The sequence below is a fragment of the Baekduia alba genome, assembly GCF_028416635.1.
Taxonomy (GTDB): Bacteria; Actinomycetota; Thermoleophilia; order Solirubrobacterales; family Solirubrobacteraceae; genus Baekduia; species Baekduia alba.
Genome location: NZ_CP114013.1, coordinates 1,365,854 through 1,377,429, shown reverse-complemented (window position 1 = coordinate 1,377,429; position 11,576 = coordinate 1,365,854). Strand labels below are relative to the sequence as shown.

Below are 11,576 nucleotides of genomic sequence, written 5' to 3'. Positions count from 1 at the left end.
CGCCGTCAGCCGAGTTCGCGTGCCACCTCGGGTACGCGGAGCGGGGGAACCACCTGTGACGTCGAGCGGTTGCGGCGGCGTCACCGGGGCGAATCGAGCCTCTTCGCTTGTAGCGCCGTCATCCGGCGCGAGCCCGCCAGCTAACCCCGTAGGCCGTTGGATGAGGACCTACAAGAGTTGCCGAAGACGAACCTTCTTGCTGCGGGCGCCGCGCTGGCTGCCCTCGTACTCGCCTTGCCGTGCGCGGCCGTCGCCGCGGACCCGGCCCCTGCCGCGCCCTCGCCGGGCGGGTTGAGCTTCGCCGACCCCGACGCGCCGACGGTCTTCACCGACGGCTCGACGCTGAACGCCCCGCTCGGGCAGCTGGTCGGCGACGTCGTCACGGTCAGCGGCACCGTCGCCGGGACCGCGGCCGGCGACGCGGTGGCCGTCCAGCGCGTCGACCCGACCGTCGGCTGGGCGACGATCGCGACCGCGGTCGTCGGACCCGACGGGACCTACAGCGCGAGCTGGAAGGCCGACCACGCCGAGAAGACCACGCTGCGCGCCGTGTCCGCCTCGGCGGCCACGAGCACGACCCGCGCCGTCGTCGCCTCCGGCGCGCCGATCGAAGGCCGGGCGCTGACGCTCTACCGCCGCGCGCAGGTCACCTGGTACGGCCCCGGCTTCTACGGCCACAAGACGGCCTGCGGCCTGCGCCTGCGCAAGGCCACCCTAGGCGTGGCGAACAAGTCGCTGCCCTGCGGAACCCTCGTCGACCTGTACAACAACGGGCAGACCGTCACCGTTCCGGTGATCGACCGCGGACCCTTCCGTCGCGGGACGAGCTACGACCTCACGGCGGCGACGGCGCAGGCCATCGGCGTGACGGCGACGGCGACGATCGGCGCGGTGCGGTCGGTGGCGCCGGCTGTTGCTGCGCCTGTGGCTGCCGCGCCGGCTGCGGGTTAACCAGCGGGGTTGGTCTTCAGCGCGTTCGCGCGGGTGCTGCGCGGCGTGGTTCGTCCGCCATCGAGGGCGTGCGAGGTTGGGGCGGCGCTCCATGCGGTCGGTGTGGCTCGTCCTGGTGGCAGCGCGAGGCGGGCGGTTCGGGACCGAAGCGCGGGTTCGTCTCGGTCCGTGTCGTCTGGTGTCCCGTATGGGGGCATCAGGCGACATGGATCCAGGGTTCGGCCCCGAATTGCCCCTGAACCTGTCCTTTCGGCCCCGAGCCGTCCGCCCGGAGCACGACCAAAAGCGAGCCACACCGACAGCGGTCGCGCCGCCCCCAACGCCTTCACGTCCTTGATGCGGACGCACCACGCCGCGCAGCACCCAACGCAACCCGCGCTGGGCGCCACAAACGCCCGCCCTTAAGCCAGCGGCACGCCCGCGGCCCGCGCCGCGAACATGCCTTCGTCCGCCCGGCCCGCCAGCTCGTCCAGCGTCTCCCCGTCGCTCGGGCACGCCGCGAGCCCGATGGAGGCCGACAGCGGCGCGCCGCCCAGGGCCGCGCCGGCGATCGCGGTCGCGACACGGCTTCCGAGATCGCGGGCGGCTGTCGGCTCGCGGTCCGGGCTGGTCACCCACCAGCGGCCGAGGCGTTCGCGGATGACGAGGTCGGCGGGTGCGAGCTCGGCGGTCAGGCCGCGCTCGGCGGTCTCCAGCGCGATCGCGACCTCGCGGCCGGACTGCGAGGCGAGCAGGCGCTCGAGGTCGTCGACCTCGACGACGAAGACGGCGAACGGCCGGCCGTCCTGCTCGCGACGCTCGAGCCGGCGCGCGATCGCCGCCAGCCACGGCGGGCCGGCGTCCTGCGCGTCATCCCACGTGGTGTCGACGCGCCGCAGGCGCGTGACCGTCGGCGCGTCGCACGCCGGGGCGTACAGCGCGTCATCCACCCCGCCCGCCACGCCGCTGGGCGGCGTGGCCGCGAGCTCCTCGGCCAGCGACGTCAGCGGATCGACGTGCTCGGGGACCGGCGGGAGGTCGACGACGTTGACGCCGTTGGGCGGCGGCGCGATCGGCTGCTCGACGGCGCCGTCACCGCTGCCGTTGCCGTTGCCACCGTGGTCCTGGCCGAAGCGCGCCGCGGCGCGGCGCGCCGCCTCGGCCAGCGGGTCGTCACCACCGAACGGATCGTCGACCGCGACGTCGCGCCCGGTCGGCGCCGCACCCGTGAAGTCCTCGCCGCTCGGCGCCGCCCGCTGCGCCCCCGGCTGCGGCGCGAAGGCGCGGATGCCCTGCGCCGGGGCAGGAGGCGGCGCGGACGCCGCCAGCGCCTCGGCCAGCGGGCCGCCGGCCCGGCCGGGCGCGTCGCTGCCGACGCCGACGCCGACGGCCAGCGACGCCTCGGCGACGCGGGCGCAGACGTAGGCCAGGCGGTCGGCCAGGTCGGCCACCAGCTCCGGCATCGGATCGCGCAGCTCGGCCCGCAGCGCGCGCCACAGCGACGCCCGCAGCGCCTCGACGCCCGCGGCGAGCGCGGCCGCGCTCCGGGCCCCGGTCAGCCGTGCGGCCGAAGCGGCGAGCGGCGCGCGGCCGTCCCCCACGACGAGCCGCTCCAGCGCGGCGTCGGACGCCAGCGCGGCGAGCACCGCGCCGCACAGCGCCGGCCCACCGCGCGCCAGCTCGGCGGCGGGCACCGCGCCGGCAGCGGCCAGCGGCGCGTCGGCGACGAGCGCGAGCAGCCAGCCCTTGGCGACGACCGCGGCGTCGACCGCCGGCGCATCGGCGACCGGTCGCGGCCGACGACCGTGAAGTACGGCTCCATCCATGGAGCGTGCATCTTTGCACCGCAACCTGACGAATTGATGAAGGTCCGGGTCAAAACCTGTACCGACGAACGGGCACAATGCCCTCCGTGCCCCAACTGCCGTCGATCGACGAGGCCCGCGCGACCCTGCTCGCCGTGGTCCGGCCCCTCGAACCCACGAACGTCGCGGTCAACGACGCCCTCGGGCTCGTGCTCGCCGAGGACGTCTCCGCCGCCCACGACGTGCCGGCGTTCGCGAACTCCGCGATGGACGGCTTCGCGGTCCGCGCCGGCCAGGCCGGCCAGCGCCTGCGCATCTCCGGCGAGTCCCGCGCCGGCGCCCCCTACGACCAGACGATCGTCGACGGCGAGGCCGTCCGGATCTCCACCGGCGCCGCGCTGCCGGCCGGCGCCGACGGCGTCCTCCAGATCGAGCTCGTCGAGCTCGACGGCGACGAGGCCGTCACGCTGACCGAGGCCGTCGAGCCCGGCCGCAACGTCCGCGACCCCGGCACCGACCTGCGCGCCGGCGCGGTCGTCCTGCGCGCCGGGACGCGGATCGGCCCGGCCGAGCTGGGCGTCGCGATCGGCGCCGGCCGTCAGGGCGTCCTCGCCGCGCCGCGCCCGCGCGTCGCGATCGTCACCACCGGCGACGAGCTGGTCGAGGCCGGCGCGCCGCTGCAGCCCGGGCAGATCCACGACTCCAACGGCCCGACGCTCGCCGGCCTCGCCGCGCGCGCGGGCGCCGAGGTCGTCGGCCGCGGCCACGCCGTCGACGACCCGGAGGCCACCCGCGCGGTGATCGCCGAGGCGCTCGACGTCGCCGACGTCCTGGTCCTCGCCGGCGGCGTCTCGGTCGGCCCGCACGACCACGTCAAGCCCGCGCTCACCGACCTCGGCGTCGAGGAGCTGCTGTGGCGCGTCGCGCTGCGGCCCGGCAAGCCGACCTGGCTCGGCCACCGCGGCGACCAGCTCGTCTTCGGCCTGCCCGGCAACCCGGTCTCGGCGTACGTGACGTTCCTGCTCTTCGCGCGCCCGGCGCTCAACGCGCTCCAAGGCGCCGACGCGACCGTGCCGCGGACCCGCGCGACGCTCGCGGTCGCCGTACCCCGCCACCCGGACCGCGACGAGTGCGTCCGCGTCCGCCGCCGCGCGGACGGCAGCGTCGAGCCGACCGGCCCGCAGGGATCGCACGTGCTCTCGTCGCTGCTCGGCGCCGAGGCGCTGGCGATCGTCCCGCGTGGCGAGGGCGACCTCCCGGCCGGGAGCGACGTGACGCTCGAACCGGTCTAAGCCCGCGACCGGTGCGCCCGGACCCGCGCGCGGTTGCCGCACGTCTGCGCCGAGCACCACTTGCGTCGGCCGCCCGGGTCGACGAACAGCTTGCGGCAGATCGGGTCCGCGCAGGCGTGGAGCTGGTCGACGCGCGGGCCGGTGAGGTCGACGAGCGCGGCGCGCGCCAGCCGGGCCAGCGCCTCGGCGGCGTCGTCGGGACGGCGGCGCGCGAGCCGCGGCGTGCGCACGAGGACCAGCGGGGCCGCGTCGCGGTCGGCCCACGCCTGGACCGCCTTCAGCGCCTCGGCGTCCGGCGCCGCGCGGTCGTCGACGACCGCGAGCGCGACCGCGCGCAGGGACTCGCGCAGCCCGTGGGCGGCCGCGACGTCCGCGTCGCTCACCGGCGCGGCCGGCCCCGCCCCGACGCGGTCGAGGAACTCCGCCAGGCGCGCGACGTCGCCCATCCGCTCGGCCGGCGTGTCGCTGAACGGGTAGCCGCGCGTCGCGAGGAAGTCGAGCCACGGCGCGCCGCCGTCGAAGCGCAGGTCGGTGTGGGTCAGGCGTTCGGACATCGCACGGATAATGTAACACCACAGGCATTACGAGATCTGGTACTCATGTAATGCATGACCCGTTACCTCCCCCTCGTCGGGTTCGTCCCGCTTTGGAGCACCGGCTTCATCGCGGGCACGATCGGCACCGACAACGCCCCCGCCCTGCCGCTGACGACCTTCCGCTTCCTCCTCGCGGCGGCCGTCCTCGCGCTGCTCGCCAAGGCCGCGCGCGTCCCCTTCCCCCGCGATCCCCGCACGATCGGCCACCTCGCCGTCGCCGGCTTCTTCCTCCAGGCGCTCCAGTTCGGCGCCGGCTACCTCGGCTTCGCCGCCGGCATCCACGCCGCGCTCGCCTCGCTGATCTTCAGCGCCGCGCCGCTCGTCGTCGCCGTCGCCGCGATCCCGCTCTTCGGCGAGCGGCTGAGCCGGCGGGCGTGGGCCGGGCTCGGCCTCGGGCTCGGCGGCGTCCTCGTCGCGGTCGCGCACGACCTCTCCGGAACCGGCCTGGCCGCGATCGGCTGGACCACGCTCGCGGCCGTCGGCCTCGCGGGCGGGACGCTCTACCAGCGCCGCTTCGCGCCGGAGACCGACCTGCGCGCCGGTGGCGCGATCTCGCTGGCGACCGGCGCGCTGATCGTCGCGCCCATCGCCGCGTTGCACGACGGCCTCGCGCTGCCCACGTCGGCCGGCGCCCTCGGCGCGCTGGCCTGGCTGGCGCTCGTCAACTCCGTCGGCGCGATGTCGCTGTTGATCTGGCTGATGCGCCGCGGCGGCGCGGCCGCGACGACGAGCATGCTCTACCTCGTCCCGCCGGTCACCGCGCTCATGGCGGCCGTCGTCCTGCACCAGCATCTGGACGCGCCGGTGCTCCTGGCGCTGGCGATCTCCGCTGCCGGCGTGGCGCTGACGACGACCGCGCCGCGCCCCGCGCCGGCGGCCAGCGCCGGCGCCGGCGCCGGCGCCGCGGGCCCTAGCGCGACGCCGCTTCGAGGTACGCGACCATCCGGTTCGTCAGCGCGGTGAGCGCCGGCGCCGGCTCCTCGAGCGCCAGCGGCCGGTCGGCCAGCAGCTCCTCGAGCCGCTCGCCGAACGCCGGATCCGCCCGGCCCGCCAGCCGCGCCGCGACCTGGGCGGCGCGGCGCGTCGCCTCGGCGTCGATGGTCCAGATCGCCTCGAACAGCCGGTCGCGGTCGTCCGGCCCGCCGGCTTCGTTGAGCCCCGGCTGCTCCCACGCCAGCAGGCACGCGGAGTAGCCGGGCGCGTCGATCACGACCGCCCACTCGTTGCCGAGCACGTCGTCGCAGCCGATCGGGATCTCGACCGGCGCGCCGCCCGGATGGCGCACGCCGTCCGGGAAGTCGGCGAAGACCGCGGACGCGTCGGCGTGCTGCGCCAGGCGGCGGTAGCGCCGCTCGACGCGCCGGTAGAAGCGCTCCTCCTGGAAGGCGCCGAAGACGACCGGCGCGGCGGCCAGCGCGAGCGCCTCGTGCTCGATCGCCTTGGACAGCGCGATGAGCGTCGACTTCTTCAGCACCTGCGGGCGCGCGCCCACGTCCTGGGCGGCGACCGCGGCGTAGATCGACGGATGGTCGGACGGGCCGCCCGTGTCCTGGGCGCGCGAGATCGCGGCCGGCACGGACAGGCCGCGATGGCGCAGCGCGAGGACTTTGCGCAGCGCCTCGACGTCGTCCTCGGTGTAGCGGCGGTAGCCGGACGCGGTGCGCCCTGGCACCGGGAAGCCGTAGCGCTGCTCCCACATGCGGATCGTCCCGGCAGCGATGCCGGTGCGCTCAGCGACGTCCTTGATGGCGAGATCGGTGGTCATTTCCCCTTGTGCGTCGAACGCTCCTGACGTTCAACAGGCTGTTGAGTGTTCCGCCCGCACCGGACGGGGTACGTCGTGGAGCCCATCCGGGTTCATCGGCCAGGCCGATCCGGCACGTACCCCCCTTCGTGACCTCCACCGTGCTCCTCACCGGAGCCACCGGCTACGTCGGTGGCCAGCTCCTTCCTCAGCTCCTCGAAGCCGGACACGAGGTCCGCTGCCTGGTGCGCGACGCCGCCCGCGCACAGCGAACGCTGCCCGACGAAGAGCGAGTCAAGATCTGCGAGGGCGACGTCGTCAGCGGCGAGGGCCTGGACGCGGCCGCCGCGGGCGTGGACGTCGCCTACTACCTCGTGCACTCGATGGGCGACGGCGACTTCGCCGACCGCGACCGCCGAGCCGCCGAGCACTTCGGGACGGCGATGGCGCGCAACGGCGTCGCCCGCACCGTGTACCTCGGCGGCCTGGAGGGCGACGGCGGCGAGGAGGGCTCCGAGCACCTGCGCAGCCGCCACGAGGTCGCGCACGTCCTCCAGGAGGCGATCGGCGACCACGGCGACCTCGTCCACGTCCGCGCCGCGATGATCGTCGGCGCCCAGAGCGCCTCGTTCCAGATGCTCGAGGGGTTGGTCAAGCACCTGCCGGTGATGATCACGCCCAAGTGGCTGGAGACGCGCAGCCAGCCCGTCGCCATCGCCGACGTCACCAAGACGCTCGCGGCGCTCGCCATCCGCGACGACGCGCCGGCCGAGGTCCAGCTCGGCGGTGCCGACGTCCTGACCTACCGCGAGATGCTCCGCCGCTTCGCCGCCGTCGAGGGCCGGCGCCAGCCGGTGCTGATCCGCGTCCCGCTCTTCACACCGCGGCTGTCGTCCTACTGGGTCGCGCTCGTGACGCCGGTCAAGCTCGGGCTGGTCAAGCCGCTCGTCGAGGGCCTCAGCTCGGAGACCGTGGTGCGCGAGGAGCCGCCGGAAGGCCTCAACGACGCCCCGCTGAGCTTCGACGACGCGGTGCGCTCCGCGCTCGCGAGATAGGTTCCGCGGCCAGATGGTCCTTCCGCTGGTCTTCCTCGCCGCGCTCGCGCTCGCCGCCCGGATCGCCTACTCGCTGGTCACCCGCCTCGGCGGGGCGCGCGAGATCGCCGGCGTGATCGTCCGCGACCCCACCGACGACACGACGATCGACGGCGACGGCGCGGTGCGCTCGATCCAGGGCGCCGACATCGTCCTGCCCGAGAAGCTGTTCGGCGAGCTGTGGTCGGTCGAGACGCTGGAGCGCCTGGCGCGCACGTACTGGTCGTACCTGACCTACGTGACCCTTGGGCTCATCCGCGTCTACTACACCGACGAGGAGCGCTACGTGTGCCTCCTGTTCCGGCCCTTCAAGCTGCTCACGTTCCAGGCGCCGGAGTACGAGACCGACAGCGAGCGCGGGATCGTGCGCTGGCGGATCGAGCAGGGCCTGCTCGTCGCCGCCCAGGGCCACGGCGGCGACGGCTACCTGGAGATCGACGTGCGCCGGCTCGACTGCGACGAGCCGGGCAAGGAGCGCATCAACGTCGAGGTCGAGGTCGCGAACTTCTACCCGCAGATCGCCTCGCGGCTCGGGCGGTTCCTGTACACCAACACGCAGTCGCGGATCCACGTCATCGTGACCCACGGCTTCCTGCGCCGGCTGGCGCGCCGCGAGCTCGACGAGTCGATCGCCGGGCGCTTCCGCGGCCCGTCCTCCCACGAGGAGACGGGCGAGCCGGAGCGAGAACGCTCCTCACCGTCTTAGGCCGATTGGCCGGCCCGCATCGTCGTGGCTGACGTCGCCGGGCGAGCGCCGGTGGGCGCCAGCCCATCAAGCCGGTCGGTGGCGTCAGGCGCGGCGAGGTGGCCCGGAGAATCGCCCTAGCCGTAGCGCTCGCTGACCAGCGCCCGCAGCTTGGTGCGGTCGTGGCGGGCGGAGATGCGGCGCACCGTGCCGGAGCGCGAGCGCATCACCAGGGACTCGGTCGTCGCGCTGCGCGCGCCCTGGTAGCGGACGCCCTGGAGCACGTCGCCGTCGGTGACGCCGGTCGCCGCGAAGAAGCAGTCGTCGCCCTTGACGAGGTCGTCCTGGGTGAGCTGGCGGTCGAGGTCGTAGCCCGCGGCGATCGCCGCGCTGCGCTCCTCGTCGTCGCGCGGCCACAGCTTGCCGACCAGGCCGCCGCCGAGCGACTTGATCGCCGCCGCGGAGATGACGCCCTCCGGCGTGCCGCCGATGCCCCACAGCAGGTCGACCGGCGAGCGGTCGGAGACCGCGAGCATCGACGCCGACACGTCGCCGTGCTGGATGAGCCGGACGCGGGCGCCGATGTCGCGGACGGCCTGCAGCGTCTCGGTGTGCCGGTCGCGCTCCAGCGACACGATCATGATGTCGCCGATCTCGACCCCGCGGCGCTCGGCGACCAACTCGATGGTCTTGGTCAGCGGCCGGTCGAGGTCGAGCAGGTCGGCGATGTCGTCGGCGCCGGCCAGCTTCTCCATGTAGACGATCGGGCCCGGGTTGAACATCGTCCCGCGCTCGGAGAGCGCGATCACCGCGAGCGCGCTGGGCATGCCCTTGGCCGCGAGCGTCGTGCCCTCCAGCGGGTCGACCGCGATGTCGACCTGCGGCGGCGAGCCGTCGCCGATCTGCTCGCCGTTGTAGAGCATCGGCGCCTCGTCCTTCTCGCCCTCGCCGATGACGACGATGCCGTCCATCGAGACGGTGCCGAGCACGAGGCGCATCGCGTCGACGGCGGCCTGGTCGGCGCCGATCTTGTCGCCGCGGCCGACCATGCGGGCGGCGGCGAGCGCGGCCGCCTCGGTCGTGCGCACGAGCTCCAGCGCGAGGTTGCGGTCAGGTCCGGTGGTCTGGGCCATGGGCTCGGAGCCTATGGATTCAGGCCACGCTCTGCGCGATGGCGACCAGCGCGCTGAGCGCCCATGGGCCCTGCGCGGTCAGGCGCAGGTGGAGGCCGTCGAGCTGCCAGGAGAGCTCGTGGACCGGGCGCAGGGAGGGCTGCGCCTCGGCGAGCGGGGCCTCGCGGTGGACGACACCGTCGGCGATCGACGCGGGCGGCGTCGCGGCGGTCAGGTCGCGCGCGGGCGGGGCCGCGGTGCCGGCGTAGAGCGAGACGCGGCCGGGGCGGTCCGGGCGCGTGTCGTCGAGGTTCCAGGCGACCTCGACGGCCTGCGGCCCGCAGGCGTACACGTCGACCCAGCGCGTCAACGGCAGCGGGACGCGCGGCAACGGGACCTCGCGGCCCAGGTGCGCGTCGGCTTCGGCGATGCCCTCCAGCGGGTGCGGCTCGGCGACGGCGTCCATCAGGGACGCTTCAGCTTTTCAGGCGCGGCGGCGGCTGTCCACGGCCGCCCGCAGCCGCGTCAGCCCCTCGGCGATCTCGGCCTCGGTGTGCGTGGTGAAGGAGAGGCGCAGCGTCGCGCGGTCCGGCGGGCCTGGGAAGAACGGCCAGCCCGGGACGAACGCGACCTCGCGCTCGAGCGCCGCCTGCAGCAGGTCGTCGGCGTCCCAGCCGTCGGGCAGCCGGACCCAGACGAACATGCCGCCGTCCGGACGCGTCCAGCGCGAACCCTCCGGCAGCGTGCCGGCCAGCGCGCCGAGGAGCGCGTCGCAGCGCGGCGCGTAGACCGCGCGCAGGCCCGCGATGTGCGCGTCGAGGTCGCTCGCGGCCAGCCAGTGCGCGGCCGCGGCCTGGTCGATCGTGGACGTGTGGAGGTCCGCCGCCTGCTTGGCGACGACCAGCGCGCGGCGCAGCGCGGCCGGCGTGCGCAGCCACCCGATGCGCAGGCCCGGGACCAACACCTTCGACAACGTCGACAGCGCGATCGTCCGGTCCTCGGCGCCGGGCAGCGACGCGACCGGCGCGACCGGCGCGCCGCGGTAGCGCAGCTCGCCGTACGGGTCGTCCTCGACGATCCACAGCCCCACGCGCGCGGCGACGCGCGCGAGCGCGGCGCGGCGCTCCAGCGGCAGCGTCCGGCCGGTCGGGTTGTGGAACGTCGGGACCGTGTACAGCAGCTTGGGCCGCTCGCGGCGCACGAGCGCCGGGATCGCCTCGGGGTCCAGGCCGTCGTCGTCGCACGGCACCGGGACGACGCGCGCGCCCGCCATCTGGAAGCACTGCAGCGCCGCGAGGTAGGACGGCTCCTCGACCAGGACGGTGTCGCCCGGCTCGATCAGGACCGCCGCGATGAGCGTCAGCGCCTGCTGGGAGCCCGACGTGATGAGGACGTCGTCGGCGTCGGTCGGCAGGCCGCGCGTGCCGAGCCGCGCCGCGACGAGGCGCCGCAGCTCCGGATCGCCCTCGGTCGTCGAATACTGGAGCGTGCGCCCGTAGGCGTCGTCGGCCAGCGCGGCGGCGAACGCCGCGCGCAGCCCCGGCGCGTCGAACAGCTCGGGCGCCGGCAGGCCGCCGGCGAACGAGATCACGCCGGGGCGCTGCGTCAACGCCAGGATCTCGCGCACGGGCGAGCTCGCGACGTCGCGCAGGCGCGCGGCGGCGGCGGGCGGCGCGGCGGAGATCTGCCGGCCGCTCATCGCCTGCCTCCGCGCGGCGCGGCGCCCACCGCGCACGATCGGCGACGAGCCGTCATCGCACCGGCCGGGCCGCGAGGACGCCGGAGACGACGAGGCGGTCGTCCAGGTCCAGCAGCTGCGCGATCTCCTCGGCGGCCTGGCGCGCGCACGGGACCGGCGCGGCGTCCATCCCCTCGGCGCGCAGCCCGGCGGCGAGGTCGCCGAGCGCGGTCGTGCGCAGCGACCCGCCGGTCCGCCCGAGCAGGACGAGGTGGACGGGCGCCTCGTGCAGCGAGCGGGCGAACGCGTCGGCGACGCGCAGGTCCCGCGCCTGGCGGGCGGGCGCGTCGGCGGCGAGGATCCGCGCGCCGCCGGTCTCGGCGAGGTGCGAGCGCCAGTGCGGCAGGTGCGCGTCGCGGATCGCGCGCCGCAGGGCCGGATCGGTGACGGTGACCAGCCGCCACGAGGCGAGCCGGGCGCGCTCCAGCGCGTTGCTCAGCGCGGCCGGCTGGACGGGGTCGGGACGGAACGGGCGGAACGTGTTCGGCGCCGCCCGCAGGTCGTTGGCGTAGGACAACGACATGGACATGAGGTACCTCCGGAGTTTCGAGTAGGAGCGAGAACGGCCAGTCGCCGGACC

The 11,576-nt window shown here is 75.3% G+C and carries 12 protein-coding genes and 1 riboswitch; of the genes, 5 read left to right on the top strand and 7 right to left on the bottom strand.

Annotated features, from left to right (window positions below; genetic code table 11):
* Positions 1 to 10 precede the first annotated feature (10 nt).
* Positions 11 to 170, top strand: a riboswitch (cyclic di-AMP (ydaO/yuaA leader).
* Between the two features lie 7 nt (positions 171 to 177).
* Entirely contained in the window at positions 178 to 951 is a 774-nt protein-coding gene (locus DSM104299_RS06750; RefSeq protein ID WP_272476527.1) for a septal ring lytic transglycosylase RlpA family protein, read from the top strand.
* 401 nt (positions 952 to 1,352) lie between these two features.
* On the opposite strand, the gene DSM104299_RS06745 is transcribed toward DSM104299_RS06750, so the two are convergent.
* On the bottom strand, positions 1,353 to 2,756 hold the full coding sequence (locus DSM104299_RS06745; RefSeq protein ID WP_272476526.1) for a GGDEF domain-containing protein: 1,404 nt from the start codon (positions 2,754 to 2,756) through the stop codon (positions 1,353 to 1,355).
* An 86-nt stretch (positions 2,757 to 2,842) separates the two neighbouring features.
* Between DSM104299_RS06745 and DSM104299_RS06740 the strand changes: the two genes are divergently transcribed.
* A complete protein-coding gene (locus DSM104299_RS06740; protein WP_272476525.1) occupies positions 2,843 to 4,027 on the top strand; it encodes a molybdopterin molybdotransferase MoeA in 1,185 nt (394 codons plus the stop codon).
* Here the strand turns inward: DSM104299_RS06740 and DSM104299_RS06735 are convergent.
* Positions 4,024 to 4,581 carry a CGNR zinc finger domain-containing protein gene (locus DSM104299_RS06735; protein WP_272476524.1) on the bottom strand — a complete coding sequence of 186 codons (558 nt, stop codon included), beginning with the start codon at positions 4,579 to 4,581 and terminating at the stop codon, positions 4,024 to 4,026. The two genes, DSM104299_RS06740 and DSM104299_RS06735, sit on opposite strands and share 4 nt — an antisense overlap.
* A 54-nt stretch (positions 4,582 to 4,635) precedes the next feature.
* On the opposite strand from DSM104299_RS06735, the gene DSM104299_RS06730 reads away from it, so the two are divergent.
* On the top strand, positions 4,636 to 5,586 hold the full coding sequence (locus DSM104299_RS06730) for a DMT family transporter (protein WP_272476523.1): 951 nt from the start codon (positions 4,636 to 4,638) through the stop codon (positions 5,584 to 5,586).
* Here DSM104299_RS06730 and DSM104299_RS06725 read toward each other — a convergent pair.
* Positions 5,534 to 6,388, bottom strand: a complete 855-nt coding sequence (locus DSM104299_RS06725; RefSeq protein WP_272476522.1) for a DICT sensory domain-containing protein — start codon at positions 6,386 to 6,388, stop codon at positions 5,534 to 5,536. The two genes, DSM104299_RS06730 and DSM104299_RS06725, sit on opposite strands and share 53 nt — an antisense overlap.
* A 128-nt stretch (positions 6,389 to 6,516) precedes the next feature.
* Here DSM104299_RS06725 and DSM104299_RS06720 point away from each other — a divergent pair, with 128 nt between their 5' ends.
* Together DSM104299_RS06720 and DSM104299_RS06715 are read left to right on the top strand one after the other, a co-directional pair.
* Entirely contained in the window at positions 6,517 to 7,422 is a 906-nt protein-coding gene (locus DSM104299_RS06720; protein ID WP_272476521.1) for an NAD(P)H-binding protein, read from the top strand.
* Between the two features lie 13 nt (positions 7,423 to 7,435).
* The gene (locus DSM104299_RS06715; protein WP_272476520.1) at positions 7,436 to 8,167 is read left to right on the top strand and encodes a hypothetical protein; all 732 of its coding nucleotides are present in this window, start codon (positions 7,436 to 7,438) and stop codon (positions 8,165 to 8,167) included.
* Between the two features lie 116 nt (positions 8,168 to 8,283).
* On the opposite strand, the gene glpX is transcribed toward DSM104299_RS06715, so the two are convergent.
* Genes glpX through DSM104299_RS06695 form a run of 4 tightly spaced genes read right to left on the bottom strand, consistent with a single transcriptional unit; the run spans position 8,284 to position 11,519 of the window.
* Positions 8,284 to 9,279, bottom strand: coding sequence for a class II fructose-bisphosphatase (glpX, locus tag DSM104299_RS06710; protein ID WP_272476519.1), 996 nt, complete (start codon positions 9,277 to 9,279; stop codon positions 8,284 to 8,286).
* 19 nt (positions 9,280 to 9,298) lie between these two features.
* Complete coding sequence (locus tag DSM104299_RS06705) at positions 9,299 to 9,724, bottom strand: hypothetical protein (RefSeq protein WP_272476518.1); 426 nt, start codon at positions 9,722 to 9,724, stop codon at positions 9,299 to 9,301.
* 18 nt (positions 9,725 to 9,742) lie between these two features.
* Positions 9,743 to 10,957 carry an aminotransferase-like domain-containing protein gene (locus tag DSM104299_RS06700; protein ID WP_272476517.1) on the bottom strand — a complete coding sequence of 405 codons (1,215 nt, stop codon included), beginning with the start codon at positions 10,955 to 10,957 and terminating at the stop codon, positions 9,743 to 9,745.
* A gap of 52 nt (positions 10,958 to 11,009) precedes the next feature.
* Positions 11,010 to 11,519 carry a nitroreductase family protein gene (locus DSM104299_RS06695; protein ID WP_272476516.1) on the bottom strand — a complete coding sequence of 170 codons (510 nt, stop codon included), beginning with the start codon at positions 11,517 to 11,519 and terminating at the stop codon, positions 11,010 to 11,012.
* Between the last annotated feature and the right edge of the window lie 57 nt (positions 11,520 to 11,576).